This is a genomic window from Streptomyces sp. NPDC021356 (assembly GCF_040641015.1).
GTDB lineage: Bacteria > Actinomycetota > Actinomycetes > Streptomycetales > Streptomycetaceae > Streptomyces.
Genome location: NZ_JBFACU010000015.1, coordinates 49,758 through 67,939, shown reverse-complemented (window position 1 = coordinate 67,939; position 18,182 = coordinate 49,758). Strand labels below are relative to the sequence as shown.

The window sequence follows — 18,182 nt, the reverse complement described above, 5'->3', positions numbered from 1 at the left end:
CGGCCGCGCAGGTCACCTCGCCACCGAACGAAAGGCCCCCCGTGTCCCCGACGCCCGCCCGCATCACCGCGGTCGACACCTACGACATCCGCTTCCCCACCTCGCGCGAGCTGGACGGCTCCGACGCGATGAACCCGGACCCCGACTACTCGGCCGCCTACCTCGTGCTGCGCACGGACGGCGAGGACGACCCGGAGGGACACGGCTTCACCTTCACCATCGGGCGGGGCAACGACGTCCAGGTCGCCGCGATCCACGCGCTGCGCCACCACGTGGTCGGACGGCCCGTCGACGAGGTGTGCGCCGACCCCGGCTCGCTCTTCCGGGACCTGATCGGCGACAGCCAACTGCGCTGGCTGGGACCCGAGAAGGGCGTGATGCACATGGCGATCGGCGCCGTCGTCAACGCCGTGTGGGACCTCGCCGCCAAACGCGCCGGCACACCACTGTGGCGCCTGCTCGCCGACGCCGACCCCGAGTGGCTGGTGAAACAGATCGACTTCCGCTACATCACCGACGCCCTCACCCCCGCGGAGGCCCTGCACATGCTGCGCCGGGGCAGACAGGGCGCACCCGGGCGCACGGCGCGCCTCCTGGAGCGCGGCTACCCCGGCTACACCACCTCCGCCGGCTGGCTCGGCTACGACGACGAGAAGCTGACCCGGCTCGCCGCGCAGGCCGTCGCCGACGGGTTCACCCAGATCAAACTGAAGGTCGGCGCGGACCTCGACGACGACGTACGCCGCTGCCGGGTCGCCCGCGCCGTCGTCGGGCCCGGCATCCGCATCGCCGTCGACGCCAACCAGCGCTGGGACACGGACGAGGCGATCCGCTGGACCAAGGCGCTCGCCGAGTTCGACCCGTACTGGATCGAGGAACCCACCAGCCCCGACGACGTCCTCGCCCACGCGGCCATCCGCGAGGCGGTGGCCCCGGTGAAGGTCGCCACCGGCGAACACGTCCACAACCGCGTCGTCTTCAAGCAGATGCTCCAGGCCGGCGCCCTCGACGTCCTCCAGATCGACGCGGCCCGCGTCGGCGGCGTCAACGAGAACCTCGCCATCCTGCTGCTCGCCGCCAAGTACGGCGTCCCCGTCTGCCCGCACGCGGGCGGCGTCGGCCTGTGCGAACTGGTGCAGCACCTGTCGATGTTCGACTACGTCGCCCTCACCGGCACCACCGAGGACCGCGTCATCGAGTACGTCGACCACCTGCACGACCACTTCCTCGACCCCGTCGTGATCCGCGACGGTCACTACACGGCCCCCACCGCACCGGGTTTCTCGGCCGCCATGCGCCCGGAGTCCATCGAGCGCTACACCTTCCCCGGCGGCACCTTCTGGGCCGCCGACCTCGCGCAGCAGAACCGGCCGGACCGCCACGACCAGCAGAAGGGACACGCGGCATGAGCGACTTCGACGGACTGAGGGCCCTGGTGACGGGCGGCGCCTCCGGCATCGGGCGGGCCACCGCGGCTCTCCTCGCCGAGTACGGCGCCCAGGTCGCCGTACTCGACCTCGACCCCTCGGCCGTGGACGAACCGCTGCACGCCTTCCGCGCCGACGTCAGGGACGACGCCTCGGTGCGCACCGCGGTCGAGTCGGCGGCCGACGCCCTCGGCGGCGTGGACATCCTCGTCAACAACGCCGGGATCGGCGCCCAGGGCACGGTCGAGGACAACGACGACGAGGAGTGGCGCCGCGTCTTCGACGTCAACGTCCTCGGCATGGTCCGCGCCGCCCGCGCCGCCCTGCCCCACCTGCGCGCCTCCGACCGTGCCGCGATCGTCAACACCTGCTCGATCGCGGCCACCGCAGGACTGCCGCAGCGCGCGCTCTACAGCGCCACCAAGGGCGCCGTGTACTCCCTCACCCTGGCCATGGCCGCCGACCACGTCCGCGAGGGCATCCGCGTCAACTGCGTCAACCCGGGCACCGTGGACACCCCGTGGGTGGGCCGGCTGCTGGACGCCGCCCCCGACCCGGCCGCCGAACGCGCCGCCCTGAACGCCCGCCAGCCCACCGGCCGTCTGGTGAGCGCCGCCGAGGTGGCCGCCGCCATCGCCTACCTGGCGGGCCCGTTCTCCGGCGCCACCACCGGCACCGCGCTCGCCGTCGACGGCGGCATGCAGGGCCTGCGGCTGCGCCCGGTGGGACAGTGACCGCCCTCGGCCGCAGCGGCGTCGAGGTCGGCCCCCTCGGCTTCGGAGCCGCCGCCCTGGGCAACCTGTACACCGAGGTGACCGAGGGCCAGGCCCACGAGGCCGTGGCAGCCGCCTGGGAGTGCGGCATCCGCCACTTCGACACCGCCCCCCACTACGGGCTCGGCCTGTCCGAACGCCGCCTGGGCGCCGCCCTGCGCACCCGCCCCCGCTCCGCGTACACCCTCTCCACCAAGGTGGGCCGCCGCCTCGAACCCGCCGACGGCACCGGTGACGACCTGGGCGCCGGCTTCGCGGTGCCCGCCGCCCACCGCCGCGTCTGGGACTTCACCGCCGACGGCGTCCGCCGCACCCTGGAGGCGAGCCTGGACCGCCTCGGCCTGGACCGCGTCGACGTCGTCTACCTGCACGACCCCGACGACCACGCCGAGCAGGCCTTCCGCGAGGGCTACCCGGCACTGGAGAAGCTCCGCTCCGAGGGCGTGATCGGCGCCATCGGCGCGGGCATGAACCAGTCCGCGATGCTCACCCGCTTCGTCCGCGACACCGACGTCGACGTGGTGCTGTGCGCGGGCCGCCACACTCTCCTCGACCACAGCGCCCTCACCGACCTGCTGCCCGCGGCCGTGCGGCGCGGGGTGTCGGTCGTCGTCGGCGGCGCCTTCAACTCCGGTCTGCTGGCGGACCCGCGGCCGGGGGCGACGTACGACTACGCGCAGGCACCCACCCGGTTGATCGAACGAGCGCTGCGCATGAGGGAGATCGCCGCCGCCCACGGCATCACCCTGCGCGCCGCCGCCCTCTCCCACTGCGCCGCGCACCCCGCCGTCGCGAGCGTCCTGGTCGGCGCCCGCTCGGCCGCCGAAGTACGCGACTGCGCCGAGCAGTTCGCCGCCCCCGTCCCCGCCGCCTTCTGGCAGGAGCTGCGCGAGACGGGCCTGCTGCCCCCCGAGGAGCCGTCATGAGAATCGCCCTGCACACCAAGGTACGCGCCGACCGCGTCACCGCCTACGAGGCCGCCCACCGAGAGGTCCCGCCGGAACTCACCACGGCCATCCGCGCCGCCGGAGCGACCTCCTGGACCATCTGGCGCAGCCGATGCGACCTCTTCCACCTCCTGGAGTGCGAGGACTACGCCCGGCTCCTCGCCGAACTGGAGAGGCTGCCCGTCAACGTGGCCTGGCAGGCGCGGATGGCCGACCTGCTCGACGTCGTGCACGACTACTCCCGCGACGGTACCGACGCGGGCCTGCCCGTCGTCTGGGAACTGCCGTGACCGTCGACGCCCACCACCACGTCTGGGACCTGTCCGTACGTGACCAGGACTGGATCACCGGCCCCGAACTCCTCGCGTTGCGCCGCGACTTCACGATCGCGGACCTGGCGCCGCAGGCCCGCGCGGCCGGGGTCGAGCGCACGGTGCTCGTCCAGACGGTCACCGTGGCCGAGGAGACCCCGGAGTTCCTGGCCCTGGCCGAGGCCCACGCGCTCATCGCGGGCGTCGTCGGCTGGGTGGACCTCACCCGCCCGGACGTCGCCGACGAACTGGCCCGCCTGCGCGCGCTGCCCGGCGGCCGGTACCTCAAGGGCGTCCGCCACCAGGTGCAGTCCGAACCCGACCCGCGCTGGCTGCTGCGCGCCGACGTGGGCCGCGGCCTGGCCGCCGTGGCGGACGCGGGACTGGTGTACGACCTGGTCGTCGTCCCGCGCCAGCTGCCCGCCTGCGCCGAGGCGGCGGCCCGCCATCCGGGGCTGACCTTCGTCCTCGACCACCTGGGAAAGCCGCCCGTCGCCTCGGGCGGCACGGAGCCCTGGGCGGGCGCCGTCCGCGCGCTGGCCGCGCGGCCCAACACCGTCTGCAAGCTGTCGGGCCTGCTCACGGAGGCGGACCCCGCCCGCCGGACCACCGCCGACCTGCGCCCCTACGCGGACACCGTGCTGGACGCCTTCGGCCCGCAGCGGCTGATGTTCGGCTCCGACTGGCCGGTGTGCACCCTGGCGGCGTCCTACCCCGACGTCCTCACCACCGCCCGCCGATTGACCGCCGCGCTCGGCGAGCACGAGCGCGCGGCGGTCTTCGACGGGACGGCCACCCGGGTCTACGGGCTGGCTCGGTCCAGCTCGTAGTCGAACCAGCTGCGGTGCGTGCCGTCCACGGCCAGGCCGCCGGTGCCGCGTACCCGGACCGCTCGTCCGTGCCGCCGGCGGGGACGACGGTGAAGAACTCCGCGCTGCGGTCGCTGCCCGTCGTCGTGGCCGGGTGGACGAAGTCGAGGGCGCCCCGCCGCCCGTGCAGGCCGCCCTCGAAGGACTCCATGGCGACATAGGTGCCCACCCCCGTCGCCTGGTCGTACGCGGCGGTGGACAGGGTCGCCGGGCGGCCGTCGATCTCGCCCTCGAAGTGCTTCTCCAGGGTGGCGACACCGACCGGCAGGCCGGTGCTCACGTCGGGGTCCGGCTCCACGTCGGCCGGCGTGAAGGACTTCACGGTGAAGGTGCCCGCAGCGCTCGTGCCACCGACCGTGGCGGGACGGTCTGACAGCGGGTTCTGGTCAGGCCCGCCCCACCGTCCCCGCCAACCGGCTCGGCGCCAGGAACTCCCGGACATACGTACGGTCCCAGCAGGCGCCGGTGGCGCGCAGTTCCTGCCAGGTCGTGTACCGGTAGCGGAACAGGCGGGCGCGGACGTAGCGCGGCGGCCGGTCGGGCGGGAAGGGGGAGCGGCGCAGCAGCCTGAGGGTGTCGCGGTCGTTCTCCAGGAGCCGTTCCACGAGCGCGCCGAACCACGGCCCGGCGTACGCGGGGGAGAGCGCGGCGAACCACATCAGCCAGTCCAGGCGCAGGTGGTACGGCGCGAACTGGCGCGGCCAGTGCCGTACGTCCCCGGGCTTGCCCCGGAACTCGTACTCCCGCCAGTCGGAGTCCTCGCGCGGCACCTCGTCCAGGGTGCCCTCGATCACCACCTCGTAGCGGACCCGGCTGACGCTGCCGAAGGCCCCGTAGGTGTTGACCAGGTGCAGCGGGTCGAAGGAACGGTTCATGACCTGGCGGCGGGAGACCATGTTCAGTACGGGGCGGTAGCTGAGCCCCGCCAGCAGCACGGCGACGGCCAGGACGACCACCTCGTACCACAGCGGTGTCGCCGGCACCGGGGACGGCGGCGAGCCCGGCCATCGCACGGCGGACAGGGCCAGCACGACGGTGATCCAGTTCAGCCACGCGAAGTTGCCCGACAGCACCAGCCACAACTGGGTCAGGATCATCAGCGACGCGGCGGCCGTGGCGATCGGCTGCGGGGTGAACAACAGGAACGGCACCACCAGTTGCGTGACGTGGTTCGCGGCCGTCTCCGCCTTGTGCAGCGGGGCGGGCAGATGGTGGAAGAACCAGCTCAGCGGGCCCGGCATCGGCTGCGTCTCGTGGTGGTAGTACAGGCAGGTCAGGTTCCGCCAGCACGCGTCGCCGCGCATCTTGATCAGCCCCGCGCCGAACTCCACCCGGAACAGGATCCAGCGCAGCAGGAACAGCACCACGACGGGCGGGGCGACCTCGCCGTTGCCCAGGAACACCGCCAGGAACCCCGTCTCCAGCAGCAACGACTCCCAGCCGAAGCCGTACCAGGTCTGCCCGACGTTCACGATCGACAGGTACAGCGCCCACGGCACCAGCCACAGCAGCATGCAGCCCCACAGCGGCAGCCACCCGTCCAGCCCCGCGAGCAGCACCGCCGACACCGCGCAGCCGCCCCAGGCGACCTGCGCGAAGAGCCGGTCGGAGTAGCGCAGGTGGAACAGGCTCGGCGCCCGGCGGAAGGGCACCCGCGCCACGAACCGGGGGATCGGCAGCATGCCCCGCTCGCCCAGCAGCGCCCGGAACTGCAGGGCCGCCGTCAGGAACGACACGAGGTACACGGCGGCCAGCGCCCGCTGGAACACCAGCCGGCCCATCCAGTAGTCGGGTGCGGTGAACCATCCCACGGCCGTGCACGCCCCTCTCCTCGCGGCTTCCCCGGTCCTCCTCGGGTTCCCCCGGTCCTCCTCGGGTTCCCCCGCCTCCCACTCGAAGAATCAGGCAAATGCTGGCAAGGTGGCCCCATGGCTGAACGGGGAGCGCACGCCCTGTCACTCCCGGACGACTGGCCCGCGCACCCGGATCCGATCCTGGCACTCAACCGCATGGGCAGCTTCGACTGGGACCTGGACACCGGTCTGCTCAGCATGGACGCGCAGACCCTCAAGATCTTCGATCTCACCTCCGAGGAGTACGACGGCCGCCCCGAGAGCCTGGGCCGCCGCATCCCCGGCCAGGAGGGCCGCCGCCTGGACGCCATGGTGGCCCGCGCGCTGAAGGACGGCAGCGAGAACTACGGCACGTACATGCGTGTGCGCCGCCGTGACGGCACCCTTCGCTGGGTCCACACCCAGGGCTACATCCGCCGCGACGGGGCCGGCCGCCCGCACCGGATCATCGGCATCATCCGGGACGCCACCGACGAACTCGACGACATCGCGGGCCGCCAGGAGCGCGTCGCCCGGGCCGCCGCCCGCCGCGAGCAGACCAACGTCGTCCAGGCCACCACGGCCGCCCTCGCCCACGCGCACACCGTCCAGGACGTCATCGACGTCGTCAAGGACAGCCACGGACTCGCCCTGCTCGGAGCCACCAGCCTGGTCCTCGGCCTCGTCGAGGCGGGCCGCATCCGGCTCGTCGCCGAGGGACCCGAGGGCAGCTCCGTCCCCGGCACCCGCGTCACCCGGATCGACGAGCCCTACCCGATGAGCGAGGCGGTCCGCACCCTCAGCCCGCGCTTCATCGAGTCCCCGGAGGACTTCGCCGAGCGCTACCCCATCCTGTGGCCGCACATCACAAACCTGCGCATCACCTCGGCCGCCTACCTCCCGCTGGTCGCCCAGGGCCGCCCGATCGGCGGCATGGGCCTGCTCTACAGCGGACGGCACGGCTTCTCCCCGGAGGAGCGCAACGTCCTCGTCGCCCTCGGCAGCAGCATCGCGCAGAGCCTGCAGCGGGCCATGCTCTACGAGCAGGAGAAGGACCTCGCCCAGAGCCTCCAGCAGGCCATGCTGCCGCGCACCATCCCCAGCGTCCCCGGCGCCGACGTCGCCGTGCGCTACCGCTCCGGGTACGCGGGCGGCTCCCTGGGCCGCGACATCGGCGGCGACTGGTACGACCTCATCCCGCTCCCCGGCGGCCGGGTCGGCGCCGTCATCGGCGACGTCCAGGGCCACGACACGCACGCCGCCGCCGTCATGGGCCAGCTGCGCATCGTCCTGCGGGCCTACGCCGCCGAGGGCCACACCCCGGCCACCGTGATGGCCCGCGCCTCCGTCTTCCTGCACGAACTGGACACCGACCGCTTCGCGACCTGCCTGTACGCGGAGGCCGACCTGTCCACCGGCGTCGTCCAGGTCGTCCGCGCCGGCCACATCGACCCGCTGGTGCGGCACGTCGACGGCACCTGCCACCGGGTCGAGGTCGACGGTGGCCTGCCACTCGGCCTGTCCGCCGAGTTCGGCAGCCTGGAGTACCCGGTCTGCGCCATGGAACTCGACCCCGGACAGTCCCTGGTGCTGTGCACCGACGGCCTGGTGGAACAGCCCGGCGCCGACCTCGACGACGGCATGCGGGCCCTGGTCGCGTCCATCGCGGCCGGTCCCGAGGACGTACGGGACCTCGCCGACCGGCTGATCGCCATGGCGGAGGAACGCGGCGGCGACGACGACGTGGCCCTGCTCGTGCTGCGCCGCCGCGCGCTCACCGAACGGCAGCCCGTCGGCCGGCTCCAGCAGCACGTCGCCCCCGGCGACCCCGAGGCGCTCACCGGAGCCCGGCACATGATCCGCGCCACCGTGCGCTCCTGGGGCGCCCGCGAACGCTCCGACGAGATCGAACTCGTGGCCGACGAACTCATCACCAACGCGCTGATGCACACCGAGGGTGCCGCCGTGGTCACCCTGCGGGTGCTCACCGGCACCGACCGGCGGCTCAGAGTCGAGGTCGAGGACTCCTCCAGCGCCCTGCCGTGCCGCCGCGAACCGGGGGAGCAGGGCGTCTCCGGCCGGGGCCTGCTGCTCGTCGACCGGCTCGCCGACGTGTGGGGCGTGGAGGCGCGCGGCGGCGGCAAGTGCCTGTGGTGCGAGTTCGTCGTGGGCCGGACGAAGTGAACGTACCGGGAGCCGGGCGCCGGGGCGGGGGCCGGGGCCGGGGCCGCAGAGCCACGACCGCCGGAGCCCGCGTACGAGTATCAATGTCAGTGGCCGGTGGCACTCTGGAACCATGCCGGAACTGCCCGAGGTGGAAGCGCTCAAGGACTTCCTGACCGAGAACCTGGTCGGTCACGAGGTGGTCCGGGTGCTGCCCGTCGCCGTCAGCGTCCTGAAGACCTACGACCCGCCCCTCACCGCCCTCGAAGGCCACGAGATCACCGCTGTCGGCCGCTACGGGAAGTTCCTGGACCTGGCGACCGGCGGCGGCCCGCACCTCGTCACCCACCTCGCCCGCGCGGGCTGGCTGCAGTGGAAGGACCGCCTGCCAGACGGCGTGCCGCGCCCCGGCAAGGGTCCCCTCGCCCTGCGCGTCGCCCTGGAGACCGGCGCGGGCTTCGATCTCACCGAGGCCGGCACCCAGAAGCGGCTCGCGGTGTACGTGGTGCGCGACCCGCGTCAGGTGCCGGGCATCGCCCGCCTCGGCCCCGACCCGCTGGCCGACGGCTTCGACGAGGAGCGTTTCACGCGGCTCCTGGCGGGGGAGCGGCGGCAGCTCAAGGGCGCCCTGCGCGACCAGAGCCTGATCGCGGGCGTGGGCAACGCCTACAGCGACGAGATCCTGCACGCGGCGCGCATGTCCCCGTTCAAGCTGGCCGCCTCCCTGACCCCGCAGGAGACCCGAAGACTGTACGAGGCGCTGCGCACCACCCTGACCGAGGCCGTGGAGCGCTCCCGGGGGGTCGCGGCCGGCCGGCTGAAGGCGGAGAAGAAGAGCGGCCTCAGGGTGCACGGCCGTACCGGCGAGCCCTGCCCGGTGTGCGGCGACACCATCCGCGAGGTCTCCTTCAGCGACTCCTCGCTGCAGTACTGCCCGACCTGCCAGACCGGCGGGAAACCGCTGGCGGACCGCAGACTCTCCCGGCTGCTCAAATAGCGCGCGGGCGGCGCCCCGGCGGGCGCGGGCGGGTCAGTGCGCGTCGAGCGTCACGAGCCGCTGCCCGGCCGCCGTGCGCACCTCGAAGCGGGCGATCCGGCCGGGACGCAGTGCCGCGGCGCCGGCCACGGTGGCCGTCCGGCCCTCGCGCGGTCCCACGGACCAGTCGGTCACCGTCTGCCGCGAGCCGTCACGGCCGACCGCGACGAGCCGGCAGGAGTGCGGGCCCGTCGTGTCCCGGGTCCGCAGCCGGACCTCACTGCCCCACGGCAGGTCGGCGGCGCTGACCTCGGCCCACACGCCGTGCGGGCGTCGGACAGCACCGCCGCGGCGGCCGGCCCGCCCAGCAGACGCCCGCGCCCGGCCCGCCGTCTGCGCGCCACCTCGGCGGCCGGCCGCTCCGGCAGCAGGGCGCCGGGCCTGGCCACGGGAGGCACGGAGCGTGGCGTGGCCCGCCGGTAGAGGAGCAACTGCCGGGCGGTGGGGCCGAACTCGCTGAGGTGCGCCGCGCAGCGAGGGCACTCCACGAGGTGGTCCTCGAAACGGAAGACGTCCGCCTCGACCAGCAGCCGAGCGTGTACGCACCGACGTCGCGATGCCGTTCCAGGGACCTCATGCTCTCCATCCTCGCGAGGGGAGCGGGTGGGGTGATTCCGCGCCCCCACCCGTAGGGGCGGCGGCGCGGAATCACTCAGCCGAATCACGCAGCGGAACCACTGCGCGAAGAGGCGGGGCGGCCGTGGGCCGGACGAGGACGCGGGCCGCGGATCAGAAGAGATGGATGGCGAGGTGTCCCAGGGGCAGGCCGAGCTGCCAGGCGGGCGTCCACACCTTCGGTCCCTCGTCCTCGCCGACCGCGCCGGTGCCGTCCGGCACCGCGTCCAGGTCGGGCGCGAGCAGCTCGGTCTCCTCCAGCCAGCGCCAGGCGGCCTCGGCCAGCGCCAGGTCGGGCGAGGGCGTGCCGCAGGCGTACGCGTCGGCCGTGAGGCAGGCCAGGCGCTCGCGCACCCAGTCCTGCCACGGCTGGTCGTACGCGGTCAGTGACAGCCACGTCTCCAGCTGCGAGACGACCCGGATGCCCGACAGCTCGCCCCCGGTGTCGGACAGGAAGACGGTCAGCGCGAGTGCGTCCCGTCCGGCGCGGAACTCCACCGACGCCGGCGGCATCAGGTCGCCGGTGCGCAGCAGCTCCTCGGCGATGTACTCGGCGTACAACCAGGCCATCGGAACGACCAGTTCACCGCCGTCGCCGTCGCCGTCCGTGCTCTCTTGACCTCTGTGCAGCATCCCTTCCTGCCTTCCTCCGGTGCGTGCGCGTCGCCCGGCCCCGGCCCCTGGGACGGAGCCTGTGCGGAACACGGATGAGAACAGCCGATTACTCAACCGTGGTCCACAGCAAGGCGCTTTACGGAGGCTTGACCCGGGAGTCCGTTTCATCGCAGGTCGACCGCGTAGCCCGGGAGCACCCTGCGCAGGGCGCGCAGCGCGTAGTACGCGCGGGACTTCACGGTACCGGGCGGAACGCCCAGGATTTCCGCGGTCTCCGCCACACTGGCCCCGCGGAAGTACACCAGCACCAGTACTTCACGGTGCCGCGGAGTGAGCGTCTTCACAGCCCGGCGCACATCGAGCGCGGCGGCGGAGCGTTCGGCGTGGTCGGCGATCACCCGCGCGCTCTCCAGGACCGCGTCGCCCACCTCCGGCGGCCTGGCCTGCCGGGCCCGCCGCGCGTCGATGGCGAGGCGCCGGGCGACGGTCAGCAGCCAGGGCCGTACGGAGTCGAAGGCGTCGGCGCGCAGTGCCTCCGGGTGCTGCCAGGCACGAACGAGCGTCTCCTGGAGCAGGTCCTCGGCGCGCTGCCGGTCGCCCTCGCACAGGCGCAGCAGCAGCGCGAACAGCGGCCTGGCGTGCTCGCGCTGGAGCGCGGCGAGTTCGTGCTCGGCGGTCGTGTCACCGGCGGCCGCCGTCGCGGCGGCCGCGGGGGCGGCGGGTGTCGTGCCGGCGGGCGCCGCGGGGGCGGCCCTCGTGCGGGCGGGCGCCGTCTGGGGCGGGAGGGTGGTTCCGGCCGTCATGGCCGTATCGCATCGCAGGGGGCCGTGCGGGGACAGGGCGCGGGCACCGCTGTGCGGCGGACGGTCGATCGCGTCGGCGAACGGTGCGACGAACGGTCGGCAGGCCGCCGTAGGCCCGACCGGAGGGCACCGGACGGGACCAAGGGTGACGTACCGTCCGGGCACGCGTCGCGGAGGTCCGCCCGGCTCAGCCCCGCTCGTCGCGGCGCGGAGCCAGCGCCGACCGCTTGTACGAGTAGCCGAAGTAGATCACGCACCCGATCAGGAACCACACCACGAACCGCACCCAGGTCTGCCACTGCAGGAACGTGATCAGCCAGATCGAGAAGACGATCCCCAGGGCCGGCACGAACGGCATCCACGGGGTGCGGAAGGCGCGCGGCAGGGCCGGCTGCTTGTGGCGCAGCACGATCACCGCCGCGCACACCACCACGAACGCCAGCAGGATGCCGATGTTGGTCAGTTCGGCCGCCTCCGCGATCGGCAGGAAACCGGCGATGACGGCGGAGGCGACCCCCACGATCCACGTCACCCGGGTCGGCACGTGCCGGGTGGGGTGCGTCTTCGCGAACCAGCGCGGCAGCAGCCCGTCCCGGGACATCGAGAACCACACCCGGGTCACGCCCAGCATGAACGTGAACATCACGGTGAGGATGCCGATGATCGCGCCCACCGCGATCACGTCCGCCAGCCTGCTCAGACCCACCGACTTGAACGCGGTCGCGAACCCGCTCTCCTTGTCGATGTCCTTGTACTTCTGCATTCCGGTCAGCACCAGGCAGGCCGCCACGTACAGCACCATCGCGATCACCAGCGAGTAGATGATCGCCTTGGGCATGTGCCGCTGGGCGTCCTTGGACTCCTCGGCCGCCGTCGACATGGCGTCGTAGCCGAAGACCGCGAAGAACACGGTCGCCGCGCCGGTGAACGCCCCGCTGACCCCGTACGGGAAGAACGGGTGGTAGTTCGCGCCGTGGATGTGGAACACACCCACCACGATCACCACCAGCACCACGACGACCTTCAGCACCACCACGACCATCTCGAAACGGGCCGCGTTGCGGATGCCGAGGTTCAGCAGCCAGGCGATGAGCAGGCACAGGATCGCCGCGAACAGATCGACCCTGTGCCCGGACCCGGTACCGGGCGCGCCCAGCATCCACGCGGGGAGGTGGGCGCCCATGTCCTCGACGAGGAAACTGAAGTAGCCGGAGATGCCGATGGCGACCACCGCCACGATCGCCGTGTACTCCAGGAGCAGGTCCCAGCCGATGAACCAGCCCGCGAACTCGCCGAGGACCGCGTACCCGTACGTGTAGGCCGAGCCCGCCTTCGGGATCAGGCCCGCGAACTCCGCGTACGACAGCGCGGCGCACGCGCTGGCCACGCCCGCGATCAGGAAGGAGACGAGGACCGCCGGACCGGCCGTGCCGTTGGCCACCGTGCCGGCCAGCGTGAAGATGCCCGCGCCGATGATGCCGCCCACGCCGATCGCGGTGAGCTGCCACAACCCGAGCGACCGTTCGAGTTTCGGTCCCTCGCCGGCTTCCGACTCCTCGATGTGTTCGATGGGTTTACGGCGGAGAATGCCCTCGCCCATACGGAGCCCGGCCATGCGCCTCACCTCTTCGCAGACGGCAATCGGCTGACGGCGGATCATGATGGCCCAGGGCCGCCGGGTACGGAAGACGCCACGCAAGCCCCGCAGGTCGCGGGCGGTCGGCGCGGACCGCTACGGGACCACCGTCACCGGCCACCTTCCCGCCTTCACCAGGCGTACCGCCACCGAGCCGATGATCCGGTGGCCGGCCTGCTCGGAGGCTCCGACGACCACCGCGTCCGCCTTCAGCTCGTCGGCGGCCGTCACCAGGCCGTTGTACGGATCGCCGCGGAAGGTGTGGAACTCCCAGCGGACCTCGAATATCCCCTTCAACCGCTCGGCGGACGCACGGATCTGCTGCACCAGGTCCTCGGCGATCTCGTCGGTCGTCTCGGCCACCGGAGCACCCATCGCCGCCCCCGCCGACATCACCGGCTGCACGTACACGACGGCCAGCCGCGCGCCCTGACGCCGGGCCAGGCCGGCGGCGTAGGCGGCGGCCCGCATGGAGGAGTCGGAGCCGTCCACCCCGGTCACGATCACCTTCGGCCCGTCGGTGCCCCGCTCGAACCGGTCCGCCTGCCGCTCGTGCTCCTCGTGCTGTTCCGTCACGCTGAGTAGCTTATCGGAAGACTTCCCTCCGCCCCCCTCCCGGGGAGCCCCGAAAACCCGGCTCCGCCGCCGTCCACGCGTATCCCGCGGACCCCGGGCAGGCGGCCCGTGGCCGGCGGGCGCCCCGGGACCCGCTCCCGTGCCCCGGCGTTCCCGGTCGGGCCGCCACCCGCGTGTCCCGACGCGCCGCCCACGTCCCCCGGGTCACCCCTGCCCGGGCGGACCGAACGGCCGTCCCCGCCCCCGTCCGGGCCTCCTTCCCACCCCCTCCGACGGGCGCCCCCGCCGCCGTCTTCCTAGAGTCGGAACCATGAGTACCAGCCCCCCAAGGCCATGACCGTCACCGTCGGCGCCGCCCCGCCCCGGGGCGGGACAGAACCCGCCCGGCCGCCGGGCAGCGGCCTGCTGGGCCGGGTGCCCGAGGTGTTCGGTGTCTTCTTCGGGGCCCTCGCCCTGCTGTGCGCCCTGCTCGACCTCATCGCGCCGCTGCGCGGCCTGCTGCGGCCCGTCGTCCGCTTCCTCGACCTGCTGCTCGTCCCGGTCAGCGCCAACCTCGCCTACGCCGCGTTCCTGTTCCTGCTGGCCGGCGCGACCGCCGCCCGCAAGAAGGTCGCCTGGTGGCTGGTGGTCGTCTACCTCGGCCTGGTCATCCTCGGCGACGTCCTGGGCCTGACACTGGGCGAGTACGCCGAGTCGCTGCCCTCCCTGGTCCTGTGCGGCCTCGCGCTGCTCCTGCTGGTCGCCGCCCGCCGCGAGTTCTACGCCGCCTCCCGGCGCGGTGCCGTGTGGCGGGCGCTGGCCGTGCTGGCCGTCGGACTCCTCGCCGCCGTCCTGGCCGGCTGGGGGCTGGTCGCGCTCTTCCCCGGCACCCTGCCGACCGGCCTGCACCTGGCGTGGTCCGCCAACCGGGTCATGGGCGGCCTGGTCTCCGCCCGTGACTTCGACGGCCGCCCGCCCCGCCCGGTCACCTTCGTGCTCGGCCTGCTCGGCGCGCTCGCCCTGCTCAACGCGGCCGCCACCCTCTTCCGCTCGCAGCGCCTGGAAGCGGCCCTGCACGGCGACGAGGAGACCCGCATCCGCGCCCTGCTGCGGGCCTACGGCGAGGACGACTCGCTCGGCTACTTCGCCACCCGCCGCGACAAGGCCGTCGTCTTCTCGCCCAGCGGCAAGGCGGCGGTCACCTACCGTGTCGAGGCCGGCGTCTGCCTGGCCAGCGGCGACCCCGTCGGCGACCGCGAGGCCTGGCCGCACGCCATCGCCGCCTGGCTGGAAGCGGCCCGCCGGTACGCCTGGACGCCCGCCGTGATGGGCGCCTCCGAGGACGGCGCCCGCGCCTACGTCCGCGCCGGCCTCGGCGCCCTCCAGCTCGGCGACGAGGCGATCGTGCACATCGCGGGCTTCGACCTCGGCGGCCGGGACATGCGGGTGACCCGGCAGGCCGTGCACCGCGTCCGCCGCACCGGGGCCACCTGCCGCGTCCGCCGCCACGCCGCCCTCACCGACGAGGAGATGGAGGAGGTCGTCGACAAGGCCGACGCCTGGCGGGACACGGAGACCGAACGCGGCTTCTCCATGGCCCTGGACCGCCTCGGCGACCCGGCCGACGGCGGCTGCCTGCTCGTCGAGGCCCTGAGCGCCGACGGCCGGCTGCTCGCGCTGCTCTCCTTCGTGCCCTGGGGCCGCCACGGCGTCTCCCTCGACCTGATGCGCCGCGACCGCACCGCACCCAACGGCATCATGGAGTTCATGGTCGCCGAGCTGTGCGCCGCCGCCCCCGCGCTCGGCGTGCGCCGGATCTCCCTGAACTTCGCCGTCTTCCGCTCCGTCTTCGAGGAGGGTGCCCGCATCGGTGCCGGACCGGTCCTGCGACTGTGGCGCAGGCTGCTGCTCTTCTTCTCCCGCTGGTGGCAGCTGGAGGCCCTGTACCGGTCCAACGCCAAGTACCACCCCGAGTGGTACCCGCGCTACATCTGCTATGGCGAGACCGCCTCCCTCGCCCGCATCGGCGTCGCCTCCGGCATCGCCGAGGGCTTCGTGCCCGTACCCTCCCTGCGCAAGCTCTGGGGCAAGGGACACGCCCGGTCCGGCCCCCGTCCCGCCACCACCGACCACCTGCCCCCGCTCACCGCCCTCGGCCTCGACGGGCCCGGCCCCGCCGTCCCCGACGACCCGCTCGCCGCCCTGTCCGACCAGGTCCGCGTCCGGCACGCCCGGCTGGCAAGGCTGCGGGCCGACGGCACCGACCCCTACCCGGTCGGCGCCCCCGCCCGCACCCGCACCCTCGCCGAGGTCCGCGCCCGCACCCGCGCGGGCGAACAGGTCACGGTCGCCGGGCGGATCATGCTCGTACGCGACTTCGGCGGGATCGTCTTCGCCGTCCTGCGCGACTGGTCGGGCGACCACCAGCTCGCCCTCACCCGCGACGGCACCGGCCCGGACGCCCTGGGCCGCTTCCGCGCCGACACGGACATCGGCGACCACATCAGCGCCGTCGGCCGCACGGGCACCAGCGACCGGGGCGAACCGACCGTCTTCGTCACCTCCTGGCAACTGCTCGGCAAGTGCCTGCGCCCCCTGCCCGACAAGCACCGCGGCCTCGCCGACCCGGAGGCCAGGGTCCGCATGCGCTACCTCGACCTCCTGGCCGGCTCCGAGGCACGCGCCGTCGTCCGGGTCCGCTCCACCGCCGTCCAGGCCCTGCGCCAGGGCCTGCTGGACCGCGGCTTCCTGGAGGTCGAGACCCCGATGCTGCAACGGATCCACGGCGGCGCCAACGCCCGCCCCTTCACCACCCACATCAACGCCTACGACCTCGACCTGTACCTGCGCATCGCCCCCGAGCTGTACCTGAAGCGGCTGTGCGTCGGCGGACTGGAGAAGGTCTTCGAGATGGGCCGCACCTTCCGCAACGAGGGCGTCTCCCACAAGCACAACCCCGAGTTCACGATGCTGGAGGCCTACCAGGCCTACGCCGACTACGACGTGATGCTCGACCTCACCCGCGAACTGGTCCAGGGCGCCGCACAGGCCGCCTTCGGCCGCCCCGTCGCCCGCAGCGACGGCGAGGAGTACGACATCTCCGGGCCCTGGCCGGTCAGGACCGTGCACGGCGCGATCTCCGAGGCGCTCGGCGAGGAGATCGGCCCCGGCACCGGCCTGGCGACGCTGCACCGCCACTGCGAGCGCGCCGGCGTACCGTACCGGCCGGACGACGGCCCCGGCGAGATCGTGCTGGAGATGTACGAGCGACTGGTCGAGGAACGCACCCGACTGCCCACCTTCTACAAGGACTTCCCCACCGACGTCTCCCCGCTCACCCGGCAGCACCGCACCGACCCCCGGCTCGCCGAACGCTGGGACCTCGTCGCCTTCGGCACCGAACTCGGCACCGCCTACTCCGAACTGACCGACCCCGCCGAGCAGCGCCGCCGCCTCACCGCGCAGTCGCTGCTCGCCGCCGGCGGCGACCCGGAGGCGATGGAACTGGACGAGGACTTCCTCGACGCCCTCGAGTACGCCATGCCGCCCACCGGCGGCCTCGGCATCGGCGTCGACCGGATCGTCATGTTCCTCACCGGCCTGACCATCCGGGAGACGCTCCCGTTCCCGCTGGTACGGCGCCGCTGACCGGGACCGTACGGCACCGCCCGGCCACCGGCCGCCGCCAACTGGGCCGGGCGGGTGTTTTCGTGCCGCCGTACCGGTGCCGCAGTGACCGTCCGGTCACTGATGAGTCATGCAGAAGGATCAGTTGTTCACGCGGCGCCGGGCGTTGCTCGCCGGGGCCGCCGCCCTCGGCGCGGCAGGCGCGGCCGGCACGGCCGGCCTGCTGCTCGCCGACTCCTCCGGCACCGCGGCGGCACCGCCCGCCGCGGGCCCCCAGGCGCGCAGCGCCCTCAAGCCCTCCACCTACCGGCTCCGCCCGCTGACCGGCGACGTCCCGCAGCGAGCCCGGCCGCTGCCCACCAAGGTGCGCACCGCCCCCATCCTGCGCTTCTCCGGCCGCGGCAACACCATGCTGCTCACCTTCGACGACGGGCCCAACCCCGACTACACCCCGCACGTCCTGGACACCCTGGCCGAGTACGACATCCGGGCGACGTTCATGGTGTGCGGCGAGATGGCCGACTGGAACCGGGACCTGCTGGCCCGGATGGCCGACGAGGGCCACGTCGTCGGCAACCACACCTGGACCCACCCGCTGCTGACCCAGCTCAGCCGCAGCGAGATCCGCGACGAGATCGAGAGCACCAGCGACGTCATCGAGAAGGCCTACGGCGAACGGCCCCTGTGGTTCCGCGCCCCCTACGGCGCATGGAACCGCAACGTCTTCCAGCTCAACGCCGAGATGGGCATGGAACCGCTGGCCTGGACCGTCGACAGCCTCGACTGGACGACGCCCGGCACCAGCACCATCGTGCGCCGCGTCGAACGCGGAGCCGCCCCCGGGGTCGTGGTGCTCTCCCACGACGCGGGGGGCGACCGCTCACAGACCGTGCGCGCGCTGCGCACCTACCTGCCCAGACTCCTCGACGAGGGCTACCACTTCACCGTGCCGCGCCGGAAGTACACCTGAGAC

Annotated in this window: 15 protein-coding genes and 1 pseudogene; 9 read left to right on the top strand and 7 right to left on the bottom strand. The window is 73.3% G+C overall.

The features are described from left to right. Positions 1-41 precede the first annotated feature (41 nt). From AB0G56_RS21430 to AB0G56_RS21410, 5 genes are read left to right on the top strand one after another with little or no spacing between them, the layout of a single operon-like run. Complete coding sequence (locus tag AB0G56_RS21430; protein ID WP_360971609.1) at positions 42-1,409, top strand: L-fuconate dehydratase; 1,368 nt, start codon at positions 42-44, stop codon at positions 1,407-1,409. After that, positions 1,406-2,161 (top strand): SDR family oxidoreductase, encoded by a 756-nt coding sequence (locus AB0G56_RS21425; protein WP_360971606.1) that lies wholly within the window; start codon positions 1,406-1,408, stop codon positions 2,159-2,161. The genes AB0G56_RS21430 and AB0G56_RS21425 overlap by 4 nt, the downstream gene beginning before the upstream one ends. Then, entirely contained in the window at positions 2,158-3,126 is a 969-nt protein-coding gene (locus AB0G56_RS21420; protein WP_360971603.1) for an aldo/keto reductase, read from the top strand. Before AB0G56_RS21425 ends, AB0G56_RS21420 begins: the two co-directional genes overlap by 4 nt. Further along, entirely contained in the window at positions 3,123-3,437 is a 315-nt protein-coding gene (locus tag AB0G56_RS21415) for an L-rhamnose mutarotase (protein WP_360971601.1), read from the top strand. The genes AB0G56_RS21420 and AB0G56_RS21415 overlap by 4 nt, the downstream gene beginning before the upstream one ends. Next, positions 3,434-4,288 (top strand): amidohydrolase family protein, encoded by an 855-nt coding sequence (locus tag AB0G56_RS21410; RefSeq protein ID WP_360971598.1) that lies wholly within the window; start codon positions 3,434-3,436, stop codon positions 4,286-4,288. Before AB0G56_RS21415 ends, AB0G56_RS21410 begins: the two co-directional genes overlap by 4 nt. Here the strand turns inward: AB0G56_RS21410 and AB0G56_RS21405 are convergent. Beyond that, positions 4,182-4,649, bottom strand: coding sequence for a DUF3224 domain-containing protein (locus AB0G56_RS21405; RefSeq protein ID WP_360971595.1), 468 nt, complete (start codon positions 4,647-4,649; stop codon positions 4,182-4,184). The genes AB0G56_RS21410 and AB0G56_RS21405 overlap by 107 nt on opposite strands. A 64-nt stretch (positions 4,650-4,713) precedes the next feature. Continuing rightward, on the bottom strand, positions 4,714-6,138 hold the full coding sequence (locus AB0G56_RS21400; RefSeq protein ID WP_360971593.1) for a lipase maturation factor family protein: 1,425 nt from the start codon (positions 6,136-6,138) through the stop codon (positions 4,714-4,716). Positions 6,139-6,255: 117 nt separating this feature from the next. Between AB0G56_RS21400 and AB0G56_RS21395 the strand changes: the two genes are divergently transcribed. Continuing rightward, positions 6,256-8,343, top strand: a complete 2,088-nt coding sequence (locus AB0G56_RS21395; protein WP_360971590.1) for a SpoIIE family protein phosphatase — start codon at positions 6,256-6,258, stop codon at positions 8,341-8,343. Between the two features lie 112 nt (positions 8,344-8,455). Continuing rightward, positions 8,456-9,319, top strand: a complete 864-nt coding sequence (locus AB0G56_RS21390; protein WP_360971587.1) for a DNA-formamidopyrimidine glycosylase family protein — start codon at positions 8,456-8,458, stop codon at positions 9,317-9,319. Positions 9,320-9,352: 33 nt separating this feature from the next. On the opposite strand, the pseudogene AB0G56_RS21385 reads toward AB0G56_RS21390, so the two are convergent. From AB0G56_RS21385 to AB0G56_RS21365, 5 genes and pseudogenes are all read right to left on the bottom strand, one after another. Next, positions 9,353-9,935, bottom strand: a pseudogene (locus tag AB0G56_RS21385) (hypothetical protein). 152 nt (positions 9,936-10,087) lie between these two features. After that, complete coding sequence (locus AB0G56_RS21380) at positions 10,088-10,606, bottom strand: hypothetical protein (protein ID WP_360971585.1); 519 nt, start codon at positions 10,604-10,606, stop codon at positions 10,088-10,090. A 146-nt stretch (positions 10,607-10,752) separates the two neighbouring features. Next, positions 10,753-11,391, bottom strand: a complete 639-nt coding sequence (locus AB0G56_RS21375) for a sigma-70 family RNA polymerase sigma factor (RefSeq protein WP_360971582.1) — start codon at positions 11,389-11,391, stop codon at positions 10,753-10,755. 187 nt (positions 11,392-11,578) lie between these two features. Beyond that, the gene (locus AB0G56_RS21370) at positions 11,579-13,006 is read right to left on the bottom strand and encodes an amino acid permease (protein ID WP_360971579.1); all 1,428 of its coding nucleotides are present in this window, start codon (positions 13,004-13,006) and stop codon (positions 11,579-11,581) included. A gap of 117 nt (positions 13,007-13,123) precedes the next feature. Further along, positions 13,124-13,603, bottom strand: a complete 480-nt coding sequence (locus AB0G56_RS21365; protein ID WP_360971576.1) for a universal stress protein — start codon at positions 13,601-13,603, stop codon at positions 13,124-13,126. A gap of 333 nt (positions 13,604-13,936) precedes the next feature. On the opposite strand from AB0G56_RS21365, the gene lysX reads away from it, so the two are divergent. Together lysX and AB0G56_RS21355 are read left to right on the top strand one after the other, a co-directional pair. Then, positions 13,937-17,230 carry a bifunctional lysylphosphatidylglycerol synthetase/lysine--tRNA ligase LysX gene (lysX, locus tag AB0G56_RS21360; protein ID WP_360971573.1) on the top strand — a complete coding sequence of 1,098 codons (3,294 nt, stop codon included), beginning with the start codon at positions 13,937-13,939 and terminating at the stop codon, positions 17,228-17,230. A gap of 109 nt (positions 17,231-17,339) precedes the next feature. Then, the gene (locus tag AB0G56_RS21355; RefSeq protein WP_360971570.1) at positions 17,340-18,179 is read left to right on the top strand and encodes a polysaccharide deacetylase family protein; all 840 of its coding nucleotides are present in this window, start codon (positions 17,340-17,342) and stop codon (positions 18,177-18,179) included. Positions 18,180-18,182: the final 3 nt, after the last annotated feature.

Coding starts and splice junctions, on each gene's coding strand:
- AB0G56_RS21425 (WP_360971606.1), top strand. CDS start 1,406: ATGAGCGACTTCGACGGACTGAGGGCCCTGGTGACGGGCGGCGCCTCC.
- AB0G56_RS21415 (WP_360971601.1), top strand. CDS start 3,123: ATGAGAATCGCCCTGCACACCAAGGTACGCGCCGACCGCGTCACCGCC.
- AB0G56_RS21395 (WP_360971590.1), top strand. CDS start 6,256: ATGGCTGAACGGGGAGCGCACGCCCTGTCACTCCCGGACGACTGGCCC.
- AB0G56_RS21390 (WP_360971587.1), top strand. CDS start 8,456: ATGCCGGAACTGCCCGAGGTGGAAGCGCTCAAGGACTTCCTGACCGAG.
- AB0G56_RS21380 (WP_360971585.1), bottom strand. CDS start 10,606: ATGCTGCACAGAGGTCAAGAGAGCACGGACGGCGACGGCGACGGCGGT.
- AB0G56_RS21375 (WP_360971582.1), bottom strand. CDS start 11,391: ATGACGGCCGGAACCACCCTCCCGCCCCAGACGGCGCCCGCCCGCACG.
- AB0G56_RS21370 (WP_360971579.1), bottom strand. CDS start 13,006: ATGGCCGGGCTCCGTATGGGCGAGGGCATTCTCCGCCGTAAACCCATC.
- lysX (WP_360971573.1), top strand. CDS start 13,937: ATGACCGTCACCGTCGGCGCCGCCCCGCCCCGGGGCGGGACAGAACCC.
- AB0G56_RS21355 (WP_360971570.1), top strand. CDS start 17,340: ATGCAGAAGGATCAGTTGTTCACGCGGCGCCGGGCGTTGCTCGCCGGG.